This window comes from Duganella radicis, assembly GCF_009720825.1.
GTDB classification, from domain to species: domain Bacteria; phylum Pseudomonadota; class Gammaproteobacteria; order Burkholderiales; family Burkholderiaceae_D; genus Rugamonas; species Rugamonas radicis.
Genome location: NZ_WNKY01000002.1, coordinates 1 through 25,906, shown reverse-complemented (window position 1 = coordinate 25,906; position 25,906 = coordinate 1). Strand labels below are relative to the sequence as shown.

The window sequence follows — 25,906 nt, the reverse complement described above, 5'->3', positions numbered from 1 at the left end:
GATGGAATGGCTGGAGCTGCTGCGCGAGGCGGCGCCGGTGATGCTGCGCGGCGCCGGCTACACGGTGCTGTTCGCGCTGGCGGCCATGATCGGCGGCCTGCTGATCGGTTTTCCGGTGGCGGTGCTGCGCATGCTGCCGTACCGCCTGCTGGCGTGGCCGGCCGGCGTGTATGTCAGCCTGATGCGCGGCACCCCGCTGCTGGTGCAGATGTTCGTGATTTATTACGGACTGCCCAGCGTCGGCATCGAATTCACGCCGGTCACAGCCGGCATCCTGGCGCTGAGCCTGAACTCGGGCGCCTTCCTGTCGGAAAGCCTGCGTGGCGCGATCGGCGCGGTCAGCAAGGGGCAGTGGGCGGCCAGTTACAGCCTCGGCCTCGGCTACTGGCGCACGCTGTATTACGTGGTGCTGCCGCAAGCCTTGCGGGTGGCGGTGCCGGCCATGAGCAACACGCTGATCAGCCTGATCAAGGACACCTCGCTGGTGTCGGTCATCACGCTCACCGAGCTGATGCTGTCGACCAAGGAAGTCATCTCCACCACCTTCCAGCCCTTGCCGCTGTATCTGGCGGCGGCCGCCATCTATTGGGCGCTCAGCCTGCTGTTCGAAGCGTTGCAACGGCGCGCCGAACAACGCTTGAACCGCGCGCACCACTCACGATAGGCCTGATGCTCGACATCGCCCCTGCCTGATGTTAATCTGAAAACATCAATGTGTAGGGGGTGTATGGATAAGACTATGCACGCTGAGCTGCCCGGCCTGGCGGTCCTCACCGAGGACGCCGCGATGGCGCCGTACGCGACCATCGATCACGCCGCCGAGCAAGCCTATTTCAATGATATCTATCTGCTGGCGCCGGTCGGCTATTTCGTGCTGTCTTTCGACACCGCCATCCTGCAAATGAATGTGGTGGGCGCGGACTTGCTGGGCCTGGCGCGCGACCATCCCGGGCAGGTGTCGTTCCGCCAATTCGTCGCGCCGCGCTTCCACGAGGATTTCGACCGCTTCCTGCGGCGCGCCATCAACAGCGGCCAGCCCGAGCACTGCAATCTGCAAATGCAGCGCAACCGCAGCCAGCAGGGCTTCCCGGTGTCGCTGCGCGCCAGCGCCGACGCCAGCGGGCAGGGCGTGCGGGTGGTGCTGGAGCCGGCCGAAGGCAAGCTGGCGGCGCTGGAGCGCAGCGAGGAACGCTTCCGCCGCATCGTCCACAACGCCGAGGAAGGCATCTGGGAAATCGACGCCGCCGCCCGCACCAGCTTCGTCAATCCGAAGATGGCGCAGATGCTGGGCTACAGCATCGAGGACATGCTGGACCAGCCGCTGGTGGCCTTCATGGACGAGGAGGGCCGCACCATCCTCGAGCGCAATATCGCGCGCCGCCAGCAGGGCTTGTCGGAGCGCCACGAATTCAAGTTCCTGCGCAAGGATGGCAGCGACCTGTGGGCCACGCTGGCCACCAATCCCATCTTCGACGCCGACGGCGGCTACCGCGGCGCGCTGGCGCTGGTCACCGACGTCACCGACAGCCGCATCTCGGCCGAGCGCATCTGGCACCAGGCCAATTTCGACGAGCTGACCGCGCTGCCCAACCGCCACATGTTCCAGGACCGGCTGGGCCAGGAAATCAAGAAGGCGCGGCGCGAGGGCTTGCAGCTGGCGCTGCTGTTCATCGATCTCGACGGCTTCAAGGAAGTCAACGACACGCTCGGCCACCAGCAGGGCGACGCCGTGCTGGTGGAGGCGGCGCGCCGCATCGGCCTGTGCGTGCGCAGCTCGGACACGGTGGCGCGCCTGGGCGGCGATGAATTCACCGTCATCCTGTCCGGGCTGGAGCAGGCCGACGGCATCGACCGCATCGCCCAGTCCGTGCTGGCGCTGCTGAACCGGCCATTCGCGCTGGAGGGCGCGCAGGCCGCGATCTCGGGCAGCGTCGGCATCGCCCTCTACCCGGCCGACGCCGCCACGCCGGAAGACTTGCTGCGCAGCGCGGACCAGGCCATGTACGCCGCCAAGCAGGGCGGGCGCAACCGCTACAGCTACTTCACGCCGGACTTGCAGCTGGCGGCGCAGGCGCGCCAGCAGGTGACGCTGGATTTGCGCTCGGCGCTGGCGCTGGACCAGTTCGAGCTGCATTACCAGCCCATCGTCAACCTCCAGAGCGGCAAGATCGAGCGCGCCGAGGCGCTGCTGCGCTGGCGCCATCCGCAGCGCGGCCTGCTGGCGCCGGCTGAATTCCTGCCGTTCGCCGAAGCCGGCGGCATGATGCTGGAAATCGGCGACTGGGTGTTCCGCCAGGCCGCGCAGCAGGCGCGGCGCTGGCAGGATGAGCTGGGCGGCGGCTTCCAGGTCAGCATCAACCAGTCGCCGGCCCAGCTGCGCGGCGACGCCGCGCTGTACGTGGACTGGCTGAAGCTGGCCACGCGGCTGGGCCTGCCGCCGCGCAGCATGGTGCTGGAGATTACCGAGGGCGTGCTGCTGGACGGCGCCGGCCGGGTGGCCGAGCGCTTGCGCGAGTTGCGCGAGATGGGCTTGCAGGTGGCGCTGGACAACTTCGGCACCGGTTATTCCTCGCTTTCCCACCTCAAGCATTTCGGCATCGACCTGCTCAAGCTGGACCGCAGCTTCATCCAGCACCTGGCCAGCGACAGCGGCGACCTGGCCATGTGCGAGGCGCTGATCGTGATGGCCCACAAGCTGGGCCTGCGGGTGGTGGCGGAGGGCGTGGAAACGGCGGCGCAAAGCGGCTTGCTGGCCATGGCCGGCTGCGATTACGCGCAAGGCTATGTGTTTGCCGGCGCCTTGCCGGTGGCGGAGTTCGCCGCGCTGGCGCGGCGCGGGGGCAGCCTGCTGAATTAACGCAGGCTCAGGAGGGAGATCACGCGCTCGCGGCTGATGCCGGCCAGCGCCGAGGTGATCGACAGCAGCGACTGGTAGCCGGGCTGTTTGGTGGTGGTGACGAAGTTCTGCGCCACCTGCTCCATGCCATTCTTGCCGGTGGACGGCGCCGCGCTCTGCACGCGGGCGGCCACCTGGGCCAGCGCCTGGTGCACCGAGGCGATCGACGCTTCCACCTTGGCCAGCGCCTGCACCACTTGTTGCAGGGTGGTGCGGATGCCGTCCAGATCGACCGTGTTCCAGCTGTCCGGATCGACTTCCGGCGCCGCCGCCTCGGCCTTCACACGGTTCAGCTGGCCGGTCGGGAAGCGGATGCCGTTGCCTTGCACGGCAATGGTGTCGCGCACATTGCTCCACTGCGCCTCGGTGGTGGAAAACGCCAGCTGGCCATCGTCGTTGAGTTGCGCGCGCACGCCGGCCGGCGCCAGCGCCTCGTCGAAACGCTGGGCGATCTGGGCGTCGGACAGGCCCGGCTCCAGCACCACAGAACGCACGTTCTGGCCGCCGCCGATGGAAATCGCCAGCACCTCGCGGCCGCCGTTGCGCAGGTTGGCCAGGCTCATGCCGCGCACGGTGAAGCTAGTGGCGCTGCCCTTGTTGCTGAATTTCAGTTGCGAGTCCAGCGTGCCGCCCGAGGCGGTGGCGCGGTTGCGCCAGCTGTTGCTGAACTGGCGGACGCGCGCCTCCACCGTGCCGTCGGCGCGCTGGCGGTTGGCCAAGCGGGCGCTGAGGTCGGCCTTCAGATTGCGCAGCTGGGCCGCGCTCTGCTCCAGGAAGTCCAGCGCCTGCTGGGCGCCCGAGATGTCGCCTTGCAGCGGCTGGTCCCAGTTGTTCAGGCCGCGACGCAGCGGCGCCGCCGAGTTCGGCGTCGGCGTGACCGGGGTGGCGGTGGCGGCGTTCTCGCCATTCAAGCCCAGCGCGGTGCCGTCCACCGCGGTGGCATTGCCGGCGTTGGCGCCGGGAACAATGACTTGGGGCGTGGTGGCGGACGTGATTTGCATGGCTGGGGACGGGAAAAATTACAGGACGTTGAACAGCGACAGATTGGTGATCTTGGAGTAAGCCTTGTACGAGGCTTGCAGCGCCAGGTTGTAGCCGTTCAGTTCGGTGGCGGCCTCGCCCATGTCCAGCGACCCCAGGTCCAGGATGGCGGTCTGGTTCGACAGGCTGACGTTGGCGTGGTTGCCGTCCAGCGTTTCCATGACGTTTTGCGCGCCGCCGAAGTTGGCGATCTTGCTGGAGATCAGGCCCAGCGCGTCGCTCGCACCCTGCATATTGGCGTTGATGGCCGCTTGCAGCGACGGCGTGGAGGAGCTGATGCCCGGCTGCGACAGTTCGTTGATGGTGCTGTCCATCTGGTTCAACACGGTTTCCAGGCCGGACACGTCGACGTTGACGGTCTGGGTGATGCCGTTGCCCACCACCGACTTCTGCTGGTTGGTGTTGCCGGTGAAGGTGTAGCGCGAGCCGATCGCCGCGTTCGGATCGTAGGTGATGGCCGGGGTGTTGGTCAGGGTGCCGGAGAACACGTAGCGGCCCTCCTGGTCCTTCTCGTTGGCGCTGTACAGCAGGCTGTCGCGCAACGTGGTCATGGTGGTGATCATGGACTTCAGGTCGTCGCCGGTGTTGCTGGCGTCGGCCGCCCAGACCAGCAGGTCGTGGCTCTGGGTGATGTCGTTGACCATCGAGGTCAGGTAAGTCTCGTTGGTCGACAGGCGGATCTTGATCGAGGCGATGTTGTCGCGGTACTGGCCGACGATGGCTTCCTCGCGCGACAGGCGCGACAGGCGCACCGCCGTGACCGGATCGTCCGACGGCACTTGCAGCTTCTTGCCGCTGGCCATGCGCGAGGTGAGCGAGGCCAGGTGGCTCTGGTTGTCTTGCAGGCCGCGGTTCATGGTGGCCTGGAACTGGCTGGTGGCGATACGCATGCAGGCTCTCCTTAACCGAACATTTGCAGGGTCGACTCGAACAGGGTGTTGGCCACGGCAATCACCTTCATGTTCGCTTGGTACATATTCTGGAATTCCACCAGGTTGATGGCTTCCTCGTCGGTGTTGACCGCGCTGGTCGACTTCCAGTCATCCTCGGCCTGGGTGCGGATGGTGGTGGCGGTGTTCAGCTGCGACTGGTTCTGCTGGCTGTCGATGCCCAGCTTGCCGACGATCTGGGTGTCGGCGTCGCCCAGCAGCACGCTGCCCAGCGTGGTCAGGGTGATCGGCTGGCCCTTGATGTCGACGATTTTCTGCAGGTTGCCGCTGTCGCCCGGGGTGCCGTCGCTGGAGAAGGCCAGGTCGGTGGTCTGGAAATTGTCGGCGACTTGCAGCAGGCCGGTGGCGCTGGCCGGATTGAAGGTCAGCAGCGGTTCGCCGGCCGAGCCGTCGCTCTTGAAGCCGGCGCTCAGCTGGGCGTTGACTTTTTGCGCCAGCTGCTCGGCGATCTCGGCGATCGATTTTTGCAGCGGCAGCAGGGTGTCCTGCTTGTAGGCGCCGAGGCCGCCCAGCTGGCCGCCGACGGCGGTGTCGTCCAGCTTGAAGGTGCTGTTGGCGAAGGTCAGGGTCAGGGTCGAGGCGCCGCTGGTGGTCACGTAGTTCAGCTTGGCCGCCAGGTTGCCCACCACCAGCGGCTGGCCGCTCTTCAGCGAGACGCTGGCGCTGCCGTCCGGATTGGTGATCACTTCCACCCCCACCTGCGAGGCCACGCTGTCGATCAGCTGCTCGCGCTTGTCTTGCAGGGCCGAGGTGTTGGTGCCGGCGCCCTGGACGGCGATGATCTGCTGGTTGAGCGAGGCGATGCCGGCCAGCGATTCGTTCAGCGACGGCAGGATGGCCTGCTGCTGCTGGTTGACCGACACCAGCTGGGAGGCGGTGACGTTGTAGATCGAGTTGAACTGCTGCGCCATCGAGTCGGCGTTGGTGATCACCTGCTGGCGCAGCGGCGAGGAGGTGGGGTCGACGCCGGCCGCGTTGAGGGCCTTGAAGAAGTTGTCGATGCCGTAGCTGATGCTCGACTTGTCGTCGCTCATCACGGTTTCCATCTGGGTCAGGTAGGGCTGCACTTGCGAGCGCGCGCCCAGTTCCGAGTTGGAGCGCCACAGTTGCTGGGACTTGTAGGAATCGCTGAAGCGCAGCAGCGAGCCGATCTGCACACCGTTGCCGGCCGACTTGGTGCCGGGGTCGGACGCGGTCGCCTGCAACAGCACGCCCTGGCGGGTGTAGCCCTTGGTCTGCGCGTTGGCGATATTCTGACTGACCGTGTTCAGTGCGGCCTGGGCGGCCAGGGCGCCCGACAGTGCGTTGTAAGAAATGGTCATGTAGCGGGTCTTTCCTGGTGAAGTCCGAGGGGCCCGTGCGTACTGCGCCGCACCGGTCCGATATCAGTAACGGGCGACCGTTTATTGCCGCGGATTAAGCGTCGTGCTGATTTTTTGCGAATCGGCAACATTGGACGCCGGCGCGGCGGGCTGTGCTGGTGTTGGCGGCAACAGCTGGCGCAGGATGGCGTCGGCCACGCCGAAGGCGCGCTTGCCGGCCATCTGGTCGGCCACCAGGTTGTCGGCCATGTCCAGCATGTCGTCGTTGATGCTGCTCTTGCTGGGGCTGTCGTCGGCGGCCAGCGCGCGGGCGCCGTCGCGCATCTGGTGCAGCATTTTGCCGATGAAGAAGCTTTCAAACTTGATGGCGGCCTCGGTGGCCTTGGCGCGGTAGGCCGGATCGACCGTGTCGCCGGGCTGGGCTGGCTGCGGCGCCACGTGGGTGCTGCTCAGCTGGCCGGCGGTGCCGTTGGCCAGCAGGCGGTTCGGATCGAAAGTGGAGTCCATGGCGGTTCCTTAAATGACGACCAGCTCGCCTTCGATGGCGCCGGCCTGGTCCAGCGCCTGCAGGATGGCCATGATATCGTCCGGCGTGGCGCCCAGGCTGTTGACCACGTCGATGATCGATTGCAGCTTGGCGCCGGCCGGCCACTTGAACATTTGCGCCGGGCCCTGGTCGGCCGACACCTGCGACTGCGGCGAGGACACGGTCTGGCCGCCGGCCAGCGCGTTCGGCTGGCTGACCTTGGTCGATTCGGAAATCACCACCTTCAGCGAGCCGTGGGTGACGGCGGCGGCGCGCACGCGCAAGCCCTCGGCGATCACCACGGTGCCGGTGCGCGAGTTGAACACCACCTTGGGCGCGTCCTCGCCGACGTCGATATTCATCGATTCCAGCTTGGCCATGAAGGCCACGCGCTGGGTCGGATTGGACGGCGCCACCACGTCGACGCTGGTGGCGTCGCTGGCGGTGGCGATGTCGCCGAATCTCTTGTTGATCGAATCGACAATATTGATCGCGGTCTGGAAGTGCGGGTGGCGCAGCGACAGGCGCACGGTCGGCTTGGCGCTGAAGTCGGTGGGGATTTCACGCTCGATGTTGGCGCCGCTGGGAATGCGGCCCGAGGTCGGGGTGTTGACCGTGATCGAGGAGCCGGACTTGCCCTGGGCGCTGAAGCCGCCCACCACCACGTTGCCTTGCGCCAGCGCGTACACCTCGCCGTCGGCCGCGCGCAGCGGGGTCAGCAGCAGGGCGCCGCCGCGCAGGCTCTTGGCGTCGCCCATGGACGACACCACCACGTCGATCGACTGGCCCTTGCGGTAGCCGGGCGGGAACACCGCCGACACCATCACGGTGGCCACGTTCTTGGATTTGGCGTCGGTGCCGTCCGGCACCTTGACGCCAAACTGCTTGAGCATATTGATCACCGACTGGCTGGAGAACTTGACCTGGGTCGAGTCGCCGCTGCCGTTCAGGCCGACCACCAGGCCGTAGCCCACCAGCGGGTTGTCGCGCACGCCTTCGATGGCGACCAGGTTGCGCAACGCCTGCGCGGCGTGGGCCGGCAGCGCCAGCGAGAGCGCCAGAGGCAGGGCGAGGAGCAGCTTGCGGAATTTCATGGGATCACCCGTGTATCAAAACTTAGAACGGCATCAGCGGGCCGTTGAAGAAGCGCGTCAGCCAGCCCGGCTGCTGCGCATCGGCCAGCGTGCCCTGCGCCGAATAGGCGATGCGCGCGTTGGCGATGCGCTGCGAGGACACCTGGTTGTCGGCGTCGATGTCGGCCGCGCGCAGATAGCCGCGCAGGCGCACGAATTCCTCGCCGTTGTTGAGGGTCAGGGTTTTTTCGCCGGACACCCGCAGCAGGCCGTTCGGCAGCACTTCCTGCACGATCACGGTGATGGCGCCGGTCAGGGCGTTTTGCTGGGTGCTGGTGGCGTCGCCGGCGAAGTTGTTGGAGGCGCCCAGGCCGATCGCGGCCTTGCCGAAGGTCTTGCCCAGCAGGTTGGGGGCGTTGATGTTGTCGGCCGATTGCTTGGAGAAGCTGGTGCCGGCCTTCTTGCTGGCCTGGGTGGTTTCCTGCAGGATGATGGTGACGATGTCGCCGACGCGGAAGGCGCGGCTGTCCGAGGTCAGCGACATGCCGAGGTCGGCGCTGAACACACCGCCCGAGACGCCGCGCGGCGCCGTGTTGCGCGCCACGGCGGGCGGCTCGTCGGACGGGCCGGGACGCACCGCCGGCGGCTGCAACTGGGCACAGCCGGCCAGCGCAAGCAACGCCAGCAGGGCAGGCAGTGCGGTTTTCATCAGCGTGCCGCCTGCGACAGGTACTGCAACATATTGTCGGCGGCCGACAGCACCTTGGTGTTCATCTCGTAGGTGCGCTGGGCGGCGATCATGTCGACCATTTCCTCCACCACCTGCACGTTCGAGCCTTCCAGCGTGCCCTGCTTGATCTTGCCCCACTGGGCGGTGCCCGGCGTGCCCTCGGTCGGCGTGCCGGACGACGGCGTTTCGGCGAACAGGTTCTCGCCCAGCGCCAGCAGGCCGGTCGGGTTGATGAAGGAGGTCAGGGTCAGCTGGCCCAGTTGCTGCGGCGTGACGTTGTCGGCGATCTTGGCCGAGACGGTGCCGTCCTCGCCGATGCTGAGCGCGGTGGCGTTGGCCGGCACGGTGATCTGCGGGATCAGCGGCAGGCCGCTGGCGTTGACCAGGATGCCGTTCTGGTCGACCTGCAACTGGCCGGCGCGGGTGTAGGCGGTGGTGCCGTCGGGCTGGCGCACCGACAGGAAGCCGTTGCCCATCACCGAGATGTCCAGCTCGCGGCTGGTGGTTTGCAGCACGCCCTGGCTGAACACTTTCTGGGTGCCCACCATGTGCACGCCGTTGCCCAGCTGCACGCCGGACGGGGTCAGGGTGTTGTTGTCGGCGCGCTGGGCGCCCGGCTGCTGTTCCACCGAGTAGAACAGGTCCTCGAACACCACGCGGTCGCGCTTGAAGCCGACCGTGTTGGCATTGGCCAGGTTGTTGGCGATGGCTTGCAGTTTCTGGTCCTGCGCTTGCACGCCGGTCTTGCTGATCCACATTGCTGGATTCATGGTTTTCTCCCTGTCGTGTGTCGTGGATTAGCTGCCGCTAATCAGGCGGTTGCCGGCTTCGGTCATGGTATCGGTGGCCGAGAACAATTTCATCTGGATTTCAAAGGTGCGGTTCAGGCTCATCACCGACACCATTTCCTCGACCGCCGAGACATTGCTGCCCTCCAGGTGGCCGGGACGCAGCACCACGCTGGGGTCGGTCGCCAGCGGATTGCCGTCGCGCGCCACCAGCAGGCCCTGGGTGTTCTTGGTCAGTTCGGACGCCTCCGCCTTCACCAGGCGCAGCTTGTCGATCACCTGCATGGTGGTGGTGCCCGGCGCCTGGATCGAGATGGTGCCGTCATTGCCGATGGCGATGTTGGTGTACTCGGGCAGGGTGATCGGGCCGCCTTCGCCCAGCACCACGTCGCCGTTGATGCGCAGGGTGCCGTTCTCGTCCAGCACCATGCCGCCGGCCCGGGTGTACGCTTCGCCGTTGGCGCTCTGCACCGTCAGGAAGCCGCCGCCGGCGATCGCCACGTCGAGGTCGCGGCCGGTGCTTTTCATGGTGCCCGGCTTGGTCGACAGGGCGTTGGCCTGCAACTGCGACATGTGGCGGTCGTCGTAGCCGTAGCCGTTGACGGCCTGGGCCGCCGACAGCTCCATATTGGCGCGGAAGCCGCCGGTGTCGATATTGGCCAGGTTGTTGGCGTGCACCTGTTGCCCGCGCAGGGCCCGCTCGGCCCCGCTCATGGCGGTGTAGATCAGCGCGTCCATGTGTCAGCTTATCCTTGGATTTAGATGGCCTGCATCAGCGATTGCAGCATGGTCGACTCGGTCTGGATCACCTTGGAGTTGGCCTGGTAGTTGCGCTGCGAGGTCATCAGGCCCACCAGTTCCGAGGTGATGTCGACGTTGGACTGCTCCAGCGTGCTGACGTTGATGCTGCCGGCCATGCCGACGCCGGCCGCCGTCACCAGCGGCTCGCCGGAGGTGATCGAGGTGGTCCAGCTGGTGTCGCTAACGGCGGTCAGCGCGCCCTCGTCCGGGAAGGTGGCCACGGCCAGGCGACCGACGGTCTGCTTCTGACCGTTGGTGTAGCTGGCGATCAGCGAGCCGTCCTGGCCCAGGGTGACGCCGCTGAAGGTGCCGGAGGCGTAGCCGTCGGCGTTGTTGGTCGAGGTGGTGGCCTCGCCGGCAAAGCCGGTGGTGCCGGTGTAGTTGATGACGATATCGTTCAGCGTGCCGCCGTTGGCGGTGGTGGTGCCGGCCAGGTTCAGCGTGATGCTGCCGGCGTCGGCGGCCGGGTCCGGGGTCAGCATCTGGCCGGTGGTCGGGGAGAAGGTCATGGTGGTCGGGGTGCCGACTTCCAGGCCGTCCAGCACGTAGTGCACGTCGACCGAGTTCGGGGTCGAGGCGCCGGTGCCGCCGCCGGTGCGGGCGAAGTACTGGGTCAGGGTATGCTTGCCGCCCAGGGTGTCGTAGATCACCGAGGCCTTGGACATATTGAAGGTGGCGGTGTCGGGCGCGTCGGCGGCGGTGGCCGGCGCGACCCAGGTGGCGCTAGGCGCTTCCCAGTCGGCCGACAGGTTGCCGACGTAGGTGACTTTTTCCGAAACCACGGCCGGGATCGCGCCGGTCGGGATGGCCAGGTCGCCCTGCGCGCCCATGGTGCCGGTCTTGACGTCGACCGGATAGCCCTGCACCTTGCGGCCGGAGGCGTCCACCAGGAAGCCGTCCTTGGAGGCGTCGAAGATGCCGACGCGGGTGTACTGGGTTTCATTGGTCGAGGCGTCCTTGGCGATGAAGAAGCCCTTGCCGTTGATCGAGGCATCCAGTCCGCGGCCGGTATTGAGGATGCCGCCCTGCAGGCCGATGTTCTGGGTGGTCGAGCCGACCTTGACGCCGGTCTGCTGGTTGCCCGCCACCAGGGTCGAGAAGTTGGCGCGGCTGGCCTTGTAGCCGTAGGTGCCGGCGTTGGCGATGTTGTGGCTGGTGACGTCCAGCGAATCGTTGATGGCCTGGATGCCGGACAGTGCGATATCGAAACTCATGACGGATCTTCCTTTTAGAGGGTAGTTTGAGTGGCGGTTTTGCCGGCGAATGCGGTAATGGTGTCGGAACCGGTGTCGCCGATGTTGGCGACGTTGAGCTGCACGGTGCCGCTCGACAGCAGGCGCACGCTGTTCAGGCGGCCCTGGATGTCGACGCCCGGGGTTTCCTTGCTGCTGGTTTCGACGGCGATGCTGTAGCTGCCCGCTGGCAGGCCCAGCTTGGCCGGATCGATGCTGAACGCCACCGTGCCCGGCGCCTGGCTGCCCAGCGCCACCTCGTGGCGCGCGCCGTCGCTGCCGGTCAGCACCACGGTGGTCTTGGCGCTGCTGGCGGCCAGCGTGGTCTGGCCGGCGATCTTGGCGCCGCTGCCGTCGACCAGCACCGACTTGGTGCTGACCATCAGGTCGGAGCCGACCTGCGAGCCGAGCGCCATCACTTGCAGGCTGGACAGCGCGCTGGCGCTGGCGTTGGTGATGCTGGTCAGGTTTTGCAGCGACTCGGTCTGCGACAGCTGGGTCAGCTGCTGCACGAACTGGGCCGGGTCGGTGGGCGACAGCGGGTCCTGGTTCTGGATCTGCGCCACCAGCAGCTTGGTGAACATGTTCGAGGTTTCGCTGGCGCTGTTGCCGATGACGCTGCTGGTCGCCGACGACGCGGACGCGCTGCTGTTGTTATTGAGGAGACTGACGGTCATGACTTAGCCTTCACCGAGTTTAAGGAGGGACTGCTGCATCGTGCGGATGCGGCCGAGGACTTCAACATTGGTTTCAAAGGCGCGCGAGGCCGACATCATGTCGGTCATCTCGGCCACCTGATTCACATTCGGGTAGAACACCATGCCGTCGGCGTTGGCCATCGGATTGCCCGGCTCGTACACCTGGCGCAGCGGCTCGTCCGACTGCACCACGTCCAGCACCTGCACCTTGCCGCCGGCGCTGGCCATGCCGTCCGGGCCGTCGCCCATGACGGCGGCAAACACCGGCTTGCGCGCGCGGTAGGTGTCGGCCTCGGTGCCGGCCACGGAATCGGCGTTGGCCAGGTTGGAGGCGATGGTATTCAGGCGCACCGACTGCGCCGCCATGGCCGACCCGGCGATCTCTGAAATATTCTTGAACGACATGCTGGCGCTCCTGCTGTTGCTGGGTTGTTACTGGCCGTTGATGGCTTTCGCCAGGCCCTTGAGTTTCATGTTGACGAAGGTCAGGCTGGTGGCGAAGTCGGTGGCGTTCTGCGAGAAGGCCGCCTGCTCGACGCCGATTTCCACGGTGTTGCCGTCGCGCGTGGGGTGGTAGGGCACGCGGTACATCAGCGCGCTGTCGCCGCCGTCGCCAAGGTCGCCGTTGCCCTCCGCCTGCACATTGGCCAGCGTGGCGCTGAAATCCATGTCCTGGGCCTGGAAGCCGGGCGTGTTTTCATTGGCGATATTGGCCGCCAGGATGCGCGTGCGCTCGGCGCGCAAGGTCAGTGCATCGGCGTGGACGCCGGCCGCATCTTTGAAGTTAATGCCCATGTTGTTCCCCTGTTTTCAGACCTTGCTATAAACCACGGCTAGCCATGTAGAATGACCTCCCGCATCATAGTAGAGGTATTGCTCATGTTCAACAAATGTATTGTAACTGTTTCGGCCGGGCTGATGCTGTTTTGCATTCCACTTTCGGCGGTATTTTCTGCGACCGCGCCGGTGGCGGCGGAGCAGGTGCCGGGACTGGTCGAGGCGGCTGCACGCAAGCACATCGAGCGCTGGGCCGATGCGGCGGGCCTGAGCGAGCCCCAGGTGGCGGTCACGGTGGTGCCCGGAACTAGGCCGCTGGCCGCTTGCGGCCAAGGCGTGACGGTGCAGGGCGCCGATACGCGGCTGCCGAGCCGCATGCGTTTCCTGGCCATTTGCAACGGCGCCGGCGGCTGGCGGTATGAATTCATCGTGCGCGCCCAAGTGTCGGCGCGCATTGCAGTGATGGCAAGCGAATTGGCGGCAGGGAAAGTGCTGGCAGATGAAGATGTGTTGCTTGAGCGCCACGATATCTCGAACATCGCCGACAGCATCAGCGATCCGGCCGACGCGGTCGGCATGAGCGGCAAGCGCACCCTGCGCGCCGGCGAGATTTTGCGCAAGGGGTTGCTCAGTGCGCCGACGGTGGTCAAGCGCGGCGAGCCGGTGCGCATCGTCGCGCGGCGCGAGCAGATCGAGGTCAGCATGGCCGGCGAGGCGCTGGACGCCGGCGCCCGCGGCGACACGGTGCGGGTGCGCAACGCGAATGGCATGGTGATCCGCGCCCGGGTGACGGGCGCGGCCACGGTGGAACCTGTCTCGGCGCCGGTCACCGCTAATTCCCCGTCGGAGTGATGCCGGCCAGGCCGCCGCCGCGCTGCAATTGCGCGGCCACCTTGCTCAGCTTGTCCGCGTAATGGGGATCGGTGGCGTAGCCGGCCTTCGCCAGTCCGCTGGCGAAGGCGCGCGCGTCGCTGCCAGTGTTGAGGGCCGCCGCGTAGCGCGGATTGCTGCTCAGCAGGCTGGCGTAATCGCGGAAGGCGCTGGCGGTGTCGGGATAGCTGCGGAAGCGCTCGGTCTTGCGCAGCATGGCGCCGTGTTCGTATTCGGTGGTGCTGGCCAGCGCCACCTCGCCCTGCCAGTTGCTGCCGGCCTTGACGCCAAACAGGTTGTTGGCGTTGGCGCTGCCGTTTTTCAGCGGCTGCCTGCCCCAGCCCGATTCCAGCGCCGCGTGCGCGGCCACCAGTTCCGGCGACACGCCCAGCTTGCCGGCGGTCTCTTCCGCCCACGGCTTGATCGAGGCCAGGAATTGCTGTTGCATGGCGCTGTCGATGCCGGTGCCGTCGTCGGCGCCGGCGCGGTTGCGCAAGGCCATCGCTTGCAGGCTCATCGCCTGCGAGGAGGGCTGGGCGTCGCTGCGCGCGCCGGTGTCGCCGCGCGCGATGTAGGCGGCGACGTCGGCCTGCACTTGCTGGAAGGTGGTATTGAAAGCGCCAGGTGTGGCAAAACCGCCAGTGGCCGCGGTCGGGCGGCTGGCGGTCATGTTCGATACGGTTGCGGCAGTAGGGGCGGTGGCTTGCATCGTCCCGTCAAGCTGGCGCATAAATCTGCTCCTCGCCATGCAGCACACGCTGCATGATGCTGTATTGCTCGACCAGCAGGTCGCCATTGCGCTTGCTCAGTGCCTTGCAGGCGATGACGGCCTGTTCCAGTGTGTTCCAGTCCGCCTCCATTTTCTCCCGCGCAGCATTTTTCAGCAAGGCAAAAGCCTGCATCATGGTGCCTTGCGGCCCCACCAGGCGTTGTACCAGCGCCACGCGCAGGGCGCGGCGCGCCTGCATGGCGTCCACCAGCGTGGAAATGGCCTCGGCCACGGCGCCCAGTTCGCTGGCCTTGTGGCGCAGCGCGGCCTGGAATTGTTGTTCCAGCAAGTCTCGCAAGGCGGCGTAGGCCAGCAAATCCTCGGCGATCCCGGTCAGCAGCTGACGCATGGCGTCCTGGCGCGGGAGGGTGGCGCTGACGATCACTGCTCGCTCCCGTGGAAGCGCTGGATCAGGCCGGCCAGCTTGCCCGGGTCGAACGGCAGCTCGCCCTTGGCCAGGGCGTCGCGCAACATGTCGATTTTCTCCTGGTCGATTTCCGGCATCTCGCGCATCGCTTGCAGGGCCGGTTGCAGCACGGCCGATTGCAGCGGGGCGGCGGCCGGCGGCGCGACCGCCTCCGGCGCCTCGGCCGGCGCGCTGTCGGCCACGCGCTGGACGGCCATCCCGTCCGGGGTCGAAGTCGTGATTCTCATACGTGTGCCTCGTGTTGGCTTGGTTTCCATACGAACTCTTATTCGAACGCTTACTTGTTCCGGCGCGGGTCGCGCAGCGGACTGTCGCCGCCGAGCTTGCTGCGCAGCTGCTGGAGCAGCGTGGCGTCCGGCAAGGCGGTGTTGACGTCGTGGATCAGCGGATCGCTGGCTTCCGGCATGCCGAACATGGTGGCAATGGTCTTGGCCTGGGCCGTGGTCAGGATCAGCAATTCGATGCGACGGTTGACGCCGGCGTCGACGCGCTTGGTGTCGAGCGGCGCGCGGTCGGCCATGCCCACCACTTGCAGCACCGACTCGCGGTTCATGCCGCCGGCCAGCAGCTGCGAACGGGCCGACATGGCGCGGTTGGCCGACAGCGTCCAGTTGGAGAAGGCGGCGTAGCTGGTGTCGGCGTATTGCAGCGAATCGGTGTGGCCGACGATCAGCATCTGGTTTTCCATTTGCTGGAACAGCGGCCCCATCTTGCGCAGCAGGGCGCGGAACTTGTCGGTCGGCACCGCGCTGCCGCGCACGAACATGCCCTGGCGGTCGGTATCGTGCAGCATCACGCGCAGGCCGTAGGGGGTGACCACCGATTCCAGGTTGCTCGACAGGCCGGCCTCGACGCTCATCTTGGTCAGCACCCTGGACAGCTGGGTCAGGTCGTCCGGGCTGTCGTACTTGACCTTGGAGGACGGCTCTTCCGGCTGTTCGGCCACCTCGGCCGTGGCCTTCTGCTTGCCCTCGGCTTCAGAGGTGCCGAAGTGCGGCATCGGGAAGCGGTCGATCAGGCTGCCGCGCGGGCCGCCCACCTGCTCCGGCATCACGCCCTTGCCCTGGTCGGTCTTGGCGCCGTCGGCCTCGGTCAGGATCTGTTGCAGCGACTCGGTGTTGCGCGCCGCCATCAGCCACAGCACCAGGAACAGGCACATCAGCGCCAGACAGAAGTCGGCGAACGCCACCTTCCAGGCGCCGCCGTGGTCGTCGTGCTTGTGCTTGCCGCCACCGCGCTTGACGATGGTCTGGTCATGCCCCTTGTCATGCGGCTTTAGCACCACGGCCTCCACGACGCGAACTATCATCGGCCGGCGCGCTGTCGCGGCCTTCCAGATCGTTGATCCAGCGCTCCAGCTGGGCGAAGCTCGGCTTGATGTTGAGCTGTACCAGGCGGCGGCCGGCGTCGATCGCCAGCAGCGGCGGCTTGCCGGCCACGTGGGTCACCAGCACCACCTTGACGGTTTCCTTGTTGGCCGCCTCGGAGTTGACCAGCTGCTTCATCATATTGCACAGCGGATCGATCAGGCCGTAGCAGAAGAAGATGCCGATGAAGGTGCCGACCATCGCCGCGCCCACGTGCTCGGCGATCTCGCCCGAGGTGGCGCCTTCGTTCACCGTGTTCATGGTGATCACGATGCCCAGCACCGCCGCCAGAATACCGAAGCCCGGCATCGCCTCGCCGATCTTGCCGAGCGACTTGGCCGGCTGCTCCAGCTCGGTGTGGATGGCTTCCAGTTCCTGCTCCAGCACGCCTTCGAGCTCGTGCGCGTTGATCTTGCCCATCGCCATCAGGCGGAAGTTGTCGACGATGAAGGCCAGCAGTTTCGGCTCTTCCAGCACGCGCGGGTAGCGCTGGAACAGCGGGCTGTCCTTGGGCGCCTCGACGTGGGCGTCCAGCGCCTTGAGGCCGCCGGCCGCCAGTTGCAGCAGCTCGTACATCAGCAGCAGCAGCTGGCGCTGGAATTCCGAGTCGTATTTTTTCTTGGTGATGATCTTTTTAATCTGCGTCATCATCTCCTTGAGCACGTGGCTGGGATTGCCGATCACGAGCGCGCCCATGCCGGCGCCGGCGATCACGATCAGCTCGATCGGTTGCCAGATCTGATGGAATGCGCCGCCCATCATGAAGAAGCCGCCGAAGACGCTGCCTAAAACTATGAGGAGACCGACTATTTGCTGCATGATGATTCGCCTTTCCGCGTCATTTTTCTAATCCCTGGCCGCATGCGGCGCCCTGTTTGTCAGGCGCCTTGCAGTACTGCTTTCATTTTGTTCAGCGCCGCCTTGTTCAGCTGACAGACGCGGGCGTCGGTCAGGTCCAGCACGGCGGCGATTTCCTTGTAGCTGAGCTCGAACTCGTAATACATCTGCACCACCCGCTGTTCGCGCTCGTCCAGCCCGCGCAGGGCCTGCTCCAGGCTGCGCCGCACCACCAGCTGGTCTTCCGGGCTGGGCGCGCTGTCATTGCTCACGCTTTCCTGGAGGATTTCATCGAAGCTGGCGATCAGCTCGGCGTTTTCATCCATCAGGTAAGCCTGGTAGGCCTCGGGCGTCAGCGCCAGGCCCTGCATGATCTCGTGCTCGCTCGGCTCGCGGCCCAGCTTGCGGGTGAGGGCGCGCACGCCGTCGCGCAGCTTGTGGCTTTGCTGGCGCACCGCCCGCGGCCGCCAGTCCTGGCGGCGCAACTCATCGAGGATGGCGCCGCGGATGCGCAGGCTGGCGTAACTGCCGAAGGCGCCGTCCGGCTCGCCGTAGCGGCGCAGCGCTTCCAACAGCCCCATCAGGCCGATCTGTTCCATGTCGTCGCGGTCGATGGCGCCAGCGATCTGCGAATTGAGCTGGCGCACGATGCGCTTGACCAGCGGCGCATATGCCAGCAGATGCTTTTGCTCGTCAGCTACGCTGTGCGCCAGCGGCGCGGCGCCGTGCTCGCTATAGCTTTCGGCATATGCGTCTGCAAATTCCTCTACATATCCCATGCCCGCTCCACTTATGTTCATGCTGCCGCGGCTTACTCGACAATGAGCTTGCCTATCATGACTTCGTCAAACGGCTTCTCGCGGCCTTCCTGTTCGAACTCATGGTCGAAGGCCTTGTTCAGTTCTCCGGCAAACTGGTCGATGGTCATCACGCGCGCGCTGGCCATCGGCAGGTTGGACAAGGTCTTCACCGCCACGCTGCGCAGCAGCGGCAGGTTTTCCTTGGTTTCCTTCTCGCGCTTGGCGTCGGTGGCCACCACCAGGTCGGCCGACAGGTAGTGCGTCAGGTTGTCACCGGCCTCGTGCTTGAGCATCACCACCACCTTGTCGACGGTCAGGTACTTGGGCGGCAGCTCGGATTTCTTTTCTTCCTTCTTGGCCGGCTTTTTCTTGGCGTCCTTGGCGTCCTTGCCCTCCTTGGCCTCGGCATGCTCCTCGCTGCCGCCCCTGGACAGGTACCACACGGCGCCGCCGGCGACGGCGGCGCCGGCCAGGGCGACGGCGACTAAAGCGATGATGACTTTTTTATTCATTGTGCAGATTACTCCCCGGTCATGGCAAAGGTGGCGGTGCTGTCGTCGTCGTTCAGGGCGCGGCCCGGCGTGCGGCCGTCATCCTGGCCGCGCTGCTGGCCATTCCGTCCCTGGCCGCCCTGGCCTTGGTCGGCCTGCGCCTGGGCGCGCGACGCGGACACGCTCACCGCAACGTCGGTGAACTGGCGGTTGGACAGGTCTTGGCGCACGCCGTCGCTGATGGTGTTCAGCTGGCGCAGCACTTCGCTGTTATTGGCCGACAGGTTGACCTGCAAGGCGCCGGCGCTGTGACGGATCGAGATTTCGATGCTGCCCATGTTAGGCGGTTCGAGGCGGATCACGGCGTGGTCGTTATTGCGCTGGAGCTGCACTTGCAGGCGGTCGCCCAGCGCTTCGCGCAGCGGCTGCTGCCATTGCTCCGGCGTACCGGCCAGCGTCACGGTGCCGGTGGCGCCGCTGGTGGCGGTGGCGGCCGGCGCCGGCGCGCCGACACCGGCGGCGTTGACACTGGTGCCGGCCAGCGTGAAGCCGCGCTCGTCGCCGGCATTGGCGGCCACGGTGGTGGCAGCGGCGCTGGCGCTGCTGGTGGCGGCCGGGGCGGCCGGGGTGGCGGCGCTATCGGCGGCGCGGGTAACGATGCGCATGCCGTTCAGCCAGCTTTCTTTCACTGGCGCGGCGGCCAGGTTCAGCGGCAGGGCGACCGCGCTGCTGTCGTCGGCCGGCGCCTGGCGCTCGGCCGGCTGGGCGGTGGTGACGTCGCTTTCGGACTGGCGCGCGGCCACGGCGGCCAGGGTGGCGCTGTTGGTCTGGGCATACACGGTTTGCGGCGCGGCGGACGCCGCCGATGCCGCGCTGGCCTGCACGGCCGGCGCGCCGTCGTCGGCGGCCGGGACCGGCGTCACGGCCACGCTGGCGGCGGCCAGGTTGAGGCGGGTGGCACTGTTGCTCAGGGTGGCGGTGGCGCTGATGGCGTCCACCGTGGAGGCCGGGCTGCCGGCGTTGTCCACTGGTACTGGCGTCGGCGTCGGCGCCGGCGTCGGCGCGGCGGCCAGCAGCGAGGTCACCATGGCTGGCAGCACGCTGGCGGCGGTGGCGCTGCCGGAACCGGTGCTGTCGGTGCCGTCGGTCTGGGCGCTGCTGTCGCCGCTGTCGGCGGCGGCCACGTCGGCCAGGTTCAGCAACTGGGAAAACAGGGGGGCGACCACCGGCGCGGCGTCGGCGAGCGCGGCGGCCGCTGCCGCCGTGGCTTGCGCGGCGCTGTCGGCATTGCTGCGCGCGTCCGGCTGATTGGCGGCCTGCGCCGGCTGGCGGTTGGCCGTGCCTTGCGCGCCCTGGCTGGCCTGGGCGTTCTGGTTGCCCTGATTGCCTGCGGCAGGCTTGCTCGCGGCCGGCTTGGGCGCAGCCTGGCCGCCGCCGTTGTCAGCGCTGGTCTTGCCGGTGCTCTTGTTGCCGGCGTTGCTGGCCGGGTTGGCCACCACCACCGGGGCGGTCAGGTCGGCTTGCGCGGCCTTGGTCGCCGCGGTTGCGCTGGAGAGTGTCGTGGTCATGCTTGGATTCCGTTTTCTGCTTGTTCGCTTTCGAGGGCATACGCCAGCCAGCCCTCTTTGTTTGCCTGCATTTCTTGCAAGCGCCGCCCCAGTTCCAGGGTGGCGCGGTCGCAGCGCCTGACTGCCTCGTTGTGCATCTGGCGCAAGGCCGACAGGGCGGCCCATTCGGCGCTGCTCCACTGTCCCTGCGCCGCCATCTGCGGCAATACCGTTCCCATTAACGTGTTAATCGCCGCCAGCGTCTTCCAGTCCTCGGAAGCGATGGCGGCGCTCATTTTCTGCGCCATTTGCAGCAAAGTGCGTTGCCTATCCATTGGTCTTGGCCTGCACGCCCAGCCAGCCTTTTTTAATCGTCGTCAGCAAAGTCGTCACTTCATCGATGATGGTCGGGTCCAGGCTGACGCCGGCCGTGTACAGGCGGCCGGCGCAGTAGTCGTACAGGCGGCCGAGGTTTTCCACCACCTCGCCGCCATTGTCGAAGTCCAGCGAGCTCGACAGGCCGTTGATGATGTCGGTGCACTTGTTCAGGCTATTGGCCTTGAGTTCGTAGCGCTTGCCGACGATGTGGCCGCGCGCGCGCGCCAGCTCTTCGAGCAGGCCGTCGGTGAGCACCAGCACCAGCTCAATCGGCGAGGCCCGGGCGACCTGGGCTTCCAGATTGGTGGAGTGGTAACTGCTATAGGCTTCCTGGTTCAACATGGTATTCACCGTACGGGTCTGAAAGGGGATTAGCTGCTGCTGTCGGTCGAGAACATGGCCGTGAACATGTTCGAGGTGCTGGTCATCGACGATTGCAGCTTCTGCAAGGTGGTAAATTGCGCCAGATAACGGTTGTAGGCGTTATCGAACTGGTTTTTCAGGGTGACCTGGCGCTCGGCGATGTCGGCCTGGGCCTTGGTCACGGCGTCGCGGCGGCTGCCGATGTAGCCGTTGGTCGAGCTGGTCCAGGCGGTGGTCAGCTTGTTCATCGCGCCCAGCACGCCGCTGTCGACGCCGGTGCCGGCGCGGCCGAACAGGCTGTCGATCTTGCCCGGATTGGCGGCGACGGCCTTGTTCAGGCGGGTGGTGTCCAGCGCCAGCGTGCCATCCTTGGCGGCGGTGATGCCGAAATTGATCAGCGAGACGCCGCCGGTGGCGCCGCGCAGCAGGGCGTTCAAGCGGTCGCGCAGGGCCATCACGCCGGAATCGTTGTGGAAGGCGGCGTCGGCCGCGGTGGGCGTCGGCTGGCCGGTCGGATCGGCGGGCTCGACCACGGAGTGGTCGCCGGCCGCGGTCAGGGTGTTGATGGTCGACAGCAGGCTGTTGTAGGCCGTGATGAAGGTCTGGATATTGCTGGCGGTGCCGCTGTTGTCGGGCGCCACGGTCAGGGTCACCGGCGCCGCGCCGGCGCTTTGCGCCTGGGTCACGGTGAACTCGACGTCGTCCACCACCTTGAAGGTGTTGGAGGCTTGCTGCACCTTGGTGCCGGTGTTCTGTTCGCCGACCCAGACGATGGCGTCCTTGGCGGTCACCAGGGTCGATTGCGCCGACAGGTCCGCTTGCAGGTTGCTGTCGCTCAGGCCGGACACATCGATCGAGGCGACGGCGTTGTCGGCGCCGGTCTTGGCCGAGGTCAGCACCAGCTTGGTCTGGCCGTTGACGGTCATGGTGGAGGCGGTGACGCGCGAACTGTTGCTGGCGGCGCTGTTGATGGCGGCCGCCACTTCCTTGGCGCTCAGCACGCCGTCCATATTGCTGTCGGCATTGGCCAGGTCGACCTGGAAGTTCGAGCCGTCGGCCAGCACCACGTTCATGGCGCCGGCGTTGGTGGCGACGCTGTCGTTGACGTTGTACGACACCTGGCCGGAAGTGGCCAGCTGCTCGACATAGAACGAGTAGGTGCCGGCCACGGCTTTCGAGCTGGCGGTGGCGCTGGCCACCGCGGTATTGCTGAAGGTAGCCGCGGTGGCGGTCACGGTCTTGGTGCTGCTGGTCAGCGAGGTCAGCGTGCTCTGGAACGCGCTCAGCGCCGAACCCAGCGTGGTCAGCGCGCTGGTGGTGGCGGTGGCCTTGGTGGACCGGCTGTCCAGTATCGCCTTGGTGCCGGCCACGTAAGCGTTGGCCAGGTTCTCGGCGGTGGTTTTCGGATCGTAGGTGGGACTGCTGATGACTGCCATGATCGTGCTCCTGGAAAGGATAATGAAGTGTACCCTGATATAGGGCGACCTTAATCGTTTCCGTATGAAAATATTCCTGACGTTTTTTTGTAACCGCGCTTATTTTTGGCCGCGCAGCCACAATTGGGTTGCCAGTTCGTCATGCTGCTTGCGCTCCTTGACATTTTTTTCCTGCGCAAACACCTTTTGTTCCTTGGTCAGCACCATGTCCATCACCTCGCGCTTGGCCCAGGCCTTGTTCAGGGCTTGCTGCGACACCGCCATGTCGGCCTCGTGCATGTGCAGGTCGAGCCGGTGGCTGTCGGCCATGGCCATCACGGCCTGCTTGTAATCGCCGCAATTGCCGGCCAGGGCGGGGTGCAGATTGCCGCTGGCGCCGCTGTTGGTGTACAGGCTGGTCAGGCGCTCCAGGTTTTTCTGGTAGCGCTCGCGCACGCTGGCCTTTTCCGCCATTTCCGTTTGCAGACGCTCCACTTCCGTGTTGCGCAGGGCCACCAGGGTGGTCAGGTTGCGGATTTTTTGTTGGCTCATGATGTCATCAGCTTTTCAAGTTGGGCAATGCAGGTGGCGATCGGCGCTTCTTCCTTGGTGCCCTGGCACAGAAAGTCCTCGACTTTCGGGTGCAGCTGCACCGCCTTGTCGGTGACCGGATCGGCGCCGGGCACGTAGGCGCCCAGCGGGATCAGGTCGCGCACGCGCTCGTGGCGCGCCATGCTGGCCTTGAGCGCGCGCGCGGCCATCATGTGGTTGTGGTCGATCACCTGCGCCATGCAGCGACTGATCGAGGCGGCAATGTCGATCGCCGGGTAGTGACCGCGCTCGGCCAGCTCGCGCGTCATGACGATGTGGCCGTCGAGAATCGCGCGCGCGGTGTCGACCACCGGGTCCTGGTGGTCGTCGCCCTCGGCCAGCACGGTGTAGATGGCGCTCATGCTGCCGGCCTGGTTTTCGCCGTTGCCGGCCGATTCCACCAGCTGCGGCAGGTTGGAAAACACCGACGGCGGATAACCCTTGGTGGCCGGCGGCTCGCCCAGCGCCAGCGCCACCTCGCGCAGCGCCATGGCGTAGCGGGTCAGGGAGTCGACCAGCAGCAGCACATTCTTGCCCTGGTCGCGGTAATGGGCCGCGATCGAGTGGCACAGCTCGGTCGCCATCACGCGCATCAGCGGGCTTTCGTCGGCCGGCGCGATCACCAGCACGGCTTTTTGCAAGCCGTCCTTGCCCAGCGACATGTCGACAAACTCGCGCACCTCGCGCGAGCGCTCGCCGATCAGGCCGACCACCACCACGTCGGCCACGGTCTGGCGCGTCATCAGGCCCAGCAGGACGGATTTGCCGACGCCGGAACCGGCCATCAGGCCGACGCGCTGGCCCTTGCCCAGGGTCAGCATGGAATTGATGGCGCGCACGCCCACGTCGAGCGGTTCGGTGACCGGCTTCTTGCGCAGCGGATGGATGCGCGGCGGCTGCGAATCGAGCGGGAAGTCGCCGCTCAGCTTGCCGAGGCCGTCGATCGGCTCGCCCAGACCGTTGACCATGCGCCCCAGCCAGCCGGAGCCGATCTGCAGGCTGATTTTCTCGGGGGAGGGCAGCACGCGGGCGCCGGTGGTCAGGCCCACGGCTTTCTTGAACGGCATCAGGAACGACAGCTTGTCGCGGAAACCGACCACCTGCGCGTCCAGCCACTCGCCACTGACTGTCTCTATCTGGCAACGCTGGCCGGTGTGCAAGGGGCAACCCACGGCCTCAAGCAATAAACCGGACGCCCCCACCAGGCGGCCCGTCGGGGTCGCCATGGGTACCGAACCCAGTTCCAGATTGCGTAAGGCATCTGCGATCACTCTTCGATCTCCGGTTCATCGCCGCTGTCGGCGATCTGTAATTGATTATCGACCTGTTCCATGACAGCCGCAAGGCGTTGATGACATCCGGCATCCACTTCATTATCGCCAGCCTTGATGCGGCATTCGCCCACTTCCAGGCGGGCGTCCGGGATCAGATTCCAGCGCTTGGAACGCTTCGGATCGAGCTCGGCGATACGCTTGAGCTCTTCCGGATTCAGGAAGACATCGATTTCATCGCGGGTCGGCGGCATCGAGGCCAGGGTTTCCTCCACCAGCGCCATCAATTGCACCGGCTGCAAGGCCAGTTCGGCGCGGATCACCTGGCGCGCCACCTTGGCCACCAGGTCGACCACTTCCTTGCGCTGGGCGGCGCGGTAGTCGGAGCGCAGTTTCTTCAGGCTTTTCAGCATGGCGTCCACCGGGCGCGCCATCTGATCGTAGGCCACCAGGGTTTCGTGGCGGCCTTCCTCGCGGCCCTGTTCCTGGCCGGCCAGGCGGCCGGCCTCGAAGCCGTCTTCCTGGCCGCGCGCCAGACCGATTTCGTAACCGTCGCGCTGGCCCTGCTCAAAGCCCTCGCTGACCGAGGCGGCCCACTGGGCGCCGCCATCGCCGCCATGGCCGTGACCATGGCCCTGCGCGGCCGCGGCGGCGGCGCGCTGGGTGGTGAACTGCGCCAGCGGCGGGAAACGGTAAGGGCGGAATTGCTTCATTCAACCACCTGTTCGGCAAACAGCTGAATCTCGACTTCGCCGGCGTCGGCCAGCGCCTTCACGGTAGCCATGATTTCCTGCCGCGTCTGTTCGATGCGTGACATTGGGACCGGACCGGCGCGCCGCATCATGTCCTCGAAGGCCTGGGCCTGGCGTTTCGGCATGGTCTTCAGCACGGCGTCGCGCACCGCGATGTCGGCGCCCTTGAGCGCGATGGCCCACTGTTCCAGCGGCACATCCTCCAGGATGCGGGTGATGGCCTGCTCGGTCTGGTTGCCGAGGATGAAGAAGTCGTACATCGACAGCTCGATCTTGGACACCACGTCCGGATCGTGGGCGCGCAGCAACTCCACCATCTGCGCGCGGTTGCTCGGCAGGCGGTTGAGGATCTCGGCGGTCTGGCGGATGCCCTCCACGCTGGTGCCCTGGGAATCGAAGGAGCTCAGGCAGCGGTCCACCAGCTCGTCCAGCTCTTGCAGCAGATCGGCGTCGACTTCCTCCATGCGCGCCAGGTTCAGCAGCACCAGGTCGCGGCTGTCCTGCGGCAGGCCGTCGATGATCTGGCCGGCCAGCGCGGCCGGCAGGAAGGCCAGGAACACCGCCTGCATCTGCACGTGCTCGTTGGAGATGTACTCGGCCAGCCATTTCGGCGAGGCCCATTGCAGGCGCGCCATTTTCGGCCGCAGCTCGTCGCCGTAAATGTTGTTCAGCACGGTATTCGCGAGGTCGCCGCCCAGCGCCAGGTCCAGCGAGCGCTTCAGGTAGGAGCGCGAGGCGCCATGCACGCCCGACTGTTCGCGGTAATCGTCAAAGAATTTCTGCATGGCGTTCTTGACCGACTCCACCTTGATGCCGCTCATGCGCGACATCACCTGCGTCACTTCCAGCAACTCCTCGCGCGACAGGCAGCGCAGCACGGCGGCGGCCGGCTCCTCGCCTATGCTCAGCAGCACGATAGCCGCCTGTTCGACCGGGGTCAGCTTGGTCGGGATGGCGTATTCGCCATCATCATCCATGTTATTGAGTTCGGCCATTTTTCTGCATCCATTGTTTGACGACTTCGGCTACGCGTTCCGGTTCTTTCGCTGCCAGCACTTTCAGGTGGTCGACCATCACGTCGACCGCCGAGCCCGGCGGCGGCAGGTCGTAGTTTTCCAGCAGCGGCACCACCGGCATGCCCGGGGCGGCGATGCCGCCCAGCGCCGGCGCGGTGCCCGCCGCGCCCGGCGTGGC

Annotated in this window: 30 protein-coding genes and 1 pseudogene; 3 read left to right on the top strand and 28 right to left on the bottom strand. The window is 66.2% G+C overall.

The annotated features are described in order from the left end of the window. Window position 1: 1 nt before the first annotated feature. Window positions 2-664: an amino acid ABC transporter permease gene (locus GM676_RS03300; protein WP_155461973.1), complete on the top strand. Its 663-nt coding sequence runs from the start codon at window positions 2-4 to the stop codon at window positions 662-664. A 75-nt stretch (window positions 665-739) separates the two neighbouring features. After that, window positions 740-2,857 carry a putative bifunctional diguanylate cyclase/phosphodiesterase gene (locus GM676_RS03295; protein ID WP_308936673.1) on the top strand — a complete coding sequence of 706 codons (2,118 nt, stop codon included), beginning with the start codon at window positions 740-742 and terminating at the stop codon, window positions 2,855-2,857. Here the strand turns inward: GM676_RS03295 and GM676_RS03290 are convergent. The 12 genes from GM676_RS03290 to flgB all read right to left on the bottom strand — a co-directional run bounded on the left by GM676_RS03290 (window position 2,854) and on the right by flgB (window position 12,852). Then, window positions 2,854-3,897 (bottom strand): hypothetical protein, encoded by a 1,044-nt coding sequence (locus GM676_RS03290; RefSeq protein ID WP_155461971.1) that lies wholly within the window; start codon window positions 3,895-3,897, stop codon window positions 2,854-2,856. The genes GM676_RS03295 and GM676_RS03290 overlap by 4 nt on opposite strands. Before the next feature lie 18 nt (window positions 3,898-3,915). After that, on the bottom strand, window positions 3,916-4,827 hold the full coding sequence (gene flgL, locus GM676_RS03285; RefSeq protein ID WP_155461970.1) for a flagellar hook-associated protein FlgL: 912 nt from the start codon (window positions 4,825-4,827) through the stop codon (window positions 3,916-3,918). A gap of 11 nt (window positions 4,828-4,838) precedes the next feature. Continuing rightward, window positions 4,839-6,209, bottom strand: coding sequence for a flagellar hook-associated protein FlgK (gene flgK / locus GM676_RS03280; protein ID WP_155461969.1), 1,371 nt, complete (start codon window positions 6,207-6,209; stop codon window positions 4,839-4,841). An 81-nt stretch (window positions 6,210-6,290) separates the two neighbouring features. Continuing rightward, entirely contained in the window at window positions 6,291-6,716 is a 426-nt protein-coding gene (locus GM676_RS03275; RefSeq protein WP_155461968.1) for a rod-binding protein, read from the bottom strand. Window positions 6,717-6,725: 9 nt separating this feature from the next. Then, window positions 6,726-7,829, bottom strand: coding sequence for a flagellar basal body P-ring protein FlgI (locus tag GM676_RS03270; RefSeq protein WP_155461967.1), 1,104 nt, complete (start codon window positions 7,827-7,829; stop codon window positions 6,726-6,728). Between the two features lie 22 nt (window positions 7,830-7,851). Continuing rightward, window positions 7,852-8,517 (bottom strand): flagellar basal body L-ring protein FlgH, encoded by a 666-nt coding sequence (gene flgH / locus GM676_RS03265; RefSeq protein WP_155461966.1) that lies wholly within the window; start codon window positions 8,515-8,517, stop codon window positions 7,852-7,854. Further along, the gene (flgG, locus tag GM676_RS03260) at window positions 8,517-9,308 is read right to left on the bottom strand and encodes a flagellar basal-body rod protein FlgG (RefSeq protein ID WP_170304207.1); all 792 of its coding nucleotides are present in this window, start codon (window positions 9,306-9,308) and stop codon (window positions 8,517-8,519) included. Before flgG ends, flgH begins: the two co-directional genes overlap by 1 nt. Window positions 9,309-9,335: 27 nt before the next feature. Further along, entirely contained in the window at window positions 9,336-10,064 is a 729-nt protein-coding gene (locus GM676_RS03255; RefSeq protein ID WP_155461965.1) for a flagellar basal body rod protein FlgF, read from the bottom strand. A gap of 20 nt (window positions 10,065-10,084) precedes the next feature. Next, window positions 10,085-11,341: a flagellar hook protein FlgE gene (locus GM676_RS03250; RefSeq protein ID WP_155461964.1), complete on the bottom strand. Its 1,257-nt coding sequence runs from the start codon at window positions 11,339-11,341 to the stop codon at window positions 10,085-10,087. A gap of 14 nt (window positions 11,342-11,355) precedes the next feature. Beyond that, on the bottom strand, window positions 11,356-12,036 hold the full coding sequence (locus GM676_RS03245) for a flagellar hook capping FlgD N-terminal domain-containing protein (RefSeq protein WP_155461963.1): 681 nt from the start codon (window positions 12,034-12,036) through the stop codon (window positions 11,356-11,358). A 3-nt stretch (window positions 12,037-12,039) separates the two neighbouring features. Further along, window positions 12,040-12,462: a flagellar basal body rod protein FlgC gene (gene flgC / locus GM676_RS03240; RefSeq protein WP_155461962.1), complete on the bottom strand. Its 423-nt coding sequence runs from the start codon at window positions 12,460-12,462 to the stop codon at window positions 12,040-12,042. A gap of 27 nt (window positions 12,463-12,489) precedes the next feature. Then, on the bottom strand, window positions 12,490-12,852 hold the full coding sequence (gene flgB, locus GM676_RS03235; protein WP_155461961.1) for a flagellar basal body rod protein FlgB: 363 nt from the start codon (window positions 12,850-12,852) through the stop codon (window positions 12,490-12,492). Between the two features lie 123 nt (window positions 12,853-12,975). On the opposite strand from flgB, the gene flgA reads away from it, so the two are divergent. Further along, the gene (gene flgA / locus GM676_RS03230) at window positions 12,976-13,686 is read left to right on the top strand and encodes a flagellar basal body P-ring formation chaperone FlgA (RefSeq protein ID WP_229262515.1); all 711 of its coding nucleotides are present in this window, start codon (window positions 12,976-12,978) and stop codon (window positions 13,684-13,686) included. Here flgA and GM676_RS03225 read toward each other — a convergent pair. The 16 genes and pseudogenes from GM676_RS03225 to GM676_RS03150 all read right to left on the bottom strand — a co-directional run. Continuing rightward, window positions 13,667-14,434, bottom strand: coding sequence for a glucosaminidase domain-containing protein (locus tag GM676_RS03225; protein WP_155461959.1), 768 nt, complete (start codon window positions 14,432-14,434; stop codon window positions 13,667-13,669). The genes flgA and GM676_RS03225 overlap by 20 nt on opposite strands. Beyond that, window positions 14,421-14,858, bottom strand: a complete 438-nt coding sequence (gene flgN, locus GM676_RS03220; RefSeq protein WP_371866093.1) for a flagellar export chaperone FlgN — start codon at window positions 14,856-14,858, stop codon at window positions 14,421-14,423. The genes GM676_RS03225 and flgN overlap by 14 nt, the downstream gene beginning before the upstream one ends. After that, window positions 14,855-15,127 carry a flagellar biosynthesis anti-sigma factor FlgM gene (locus tag GM676_RS03215; RefSeq protein ID WP_155461958.1) on the bottom strand — a complete coding sequence of 91 codons (273 nt, stop codon included), beginning with the start codon at window positions 15,125-15,127 and terminating at the stop codon, window positions 14,855-14,857. The genes flgN and GM676_RS03215 overlap by 4 nt, the downstream gene beginning before the upstream one ends. A 50-nt stretch (window positions 15,128-15,177) precedes the next feature. Continuing rightward, entirely contained in the window at window positions 15,178-16,209 is a 1,032-nt protein-coding gene (locus GM676_RS03210) for a flagellar motor protein MotB (protein ID WP_155461957.1), read from the bottom strand. Beyond that, window positions 16,166-17,086 (bottom strand): flagellar motor stator protein MotA, encoded by a 921-nt coding sequence (gene motA, locus GM676_RS03205; protein ID WP_155461956.1) that lies wholly within the window; start codon window positions 17,084-17,086, stop codon window positions 16,166-16,168. Before motA ends, GM676_RS03210 begins: the two co-directional genes overlap by 44 nt. Window positions 17,087-17,145: 59 nt before the next feature. Next, window positions 17,146-17,883: a FliA/WhiG family RNA polymerase sigma factor gene (fliA, locus tag GM676_RS03200; protein ID WP_155461955.1), complete on the bottom strand. Its 738-nt coding sequence runs from the start codon at window positions 17,881-17,883 to the stop codon at window positions 17,146-17,148. A gap of 32 nt (window positions 17,884-17,915) precedes the next feature. Beyond that, a complete protein-coding gene (locus GM676_RS03195; protein ID WP_155461954.1) occupies window positions 17,916-18,416 on the bottom strand; it encodes a flagellar basal body-associated FliL family protein in 501 nt (166 codons plus the stop codon). A gap of 8 nt (window positions 18,417-18,424) precedes the next feature. Continuing rightward, on the bottom strand, window positions 18,425-19,963 hold the full coding sequence (locus GM676_RS32540) for a flagellar hook-length control protein FliK (protein WP_155461953.1): 1,539 nt from the start codon (window positions 19,961-19,963) through the stop codon (window positions 18,425-18,427). Next, on the bottom strand, window positions 19,960-20,238 hold the full coding sequence (locus GM676_RS03185) for a hypothetical protein (RefSeq protein ID WP_229262514.1): 279 nt from the start codon (window positions 20,236-20,238) through the stop codon (window positions 19,960-19,962). The genes GM676_RS32540 and GM676_RS03185 overlap by 4 nt, the downstream gene beginning before the upstream one ends. A gap of 31 nt (window positions 20,239-20,269) precedes the next feature. Continuing rightward, the gene (gene fliS, locus GM676_RS03180) at window positions 20,270-20,662 is read right to left on the bottom strand and encodes a flagellar export chaperone FliS (protein WP_155461951.1); all 393 of its coding nucleotides are present in this window, start codon (window positions 20,660-20,662) and stop codon (window positions 20,270-20,272) included. A 29-nt stretch (window positions 20,663-20,691) separates the two neighbouring features. After that, on the bottom strand, window positions 20,692-22,119 hold the full coding sequence (gene fliD, locus GM676_RS03175; protein WP_155461950.1) for a flagellar filament capping protein FliD: 1,428 nt from the start codon (window positions 22,117-22,119) through the stop codon (window positions 20,692-20,694). Between the two features lie 99 nt (window positions 22,120-22,218). Next, on the bottom strand, window positions 22,219-22,650 hold the full coding sequence (gene fliJ / locus GM676_RS03170; RefSeq protein WP_155461949.1) for a flagellar export protein FliJ: 432 nt from the start codon (window positions 22,648-22,650) through the stop codon (window positions 22,219-22,221). Further along, window positions 22,647-23,960 carry a flagellar protein export ATPase FliI gene (fliI, locus tag GM676_RS03165; protein WP_371866092.1) on the bottom strand — a complete coding sequence of 438 codons (1,314 nt, stop codon included), beginning with the start codon at window positions 23,958-23,960 and terminating at the stop codon, window positions 22,647-22,649. Before fliI ends, fliJ begins: the two co-directional genes overlap by 4 nt. Next, window positions 23,957-24,673 carry a flagellar assembly protein FliH gene (fliH, locus tag GM676_RS03160; RefSeq protein ID WP_155461948.1) on the bottom strand — a complete coding sequence of 239 codons (717 nt, stop codon included), beginning with the start codon at window positions 24,671-24,673 and terminating at the stop codon, window positions 23,957-23,959. Before fliH ends, fliI begins: the two co-directional genes overlap by 4 nt. Continuing rightward, the gene (locus tag GM676_RS03155; protein ID WP_155461947.1) at window positions 24,670-25,707 is read right to left on the bottom strand and encodes a flagellar motor switch protein FliG; all 1,038 of its coding nucleotides are present in this window, start codon (window positions 25,705-25,707) and stop codon (window positions 24,670-24,672) included. Before GM676_RS03155 ends, fliH begins: the two co-directional genes overlap by 4 nt. Further along, a pseudogene (locus tag GM676_RS03150) lies at window positions 25,691-25,906 on the bottom strand (flagellar basal-body MS-ring/collar protein FliF); the annotation flags it as partial. The pseudogene GM676_RS03150 and the gene GM676_RS03155, both read right to left, overlap by 17 nt.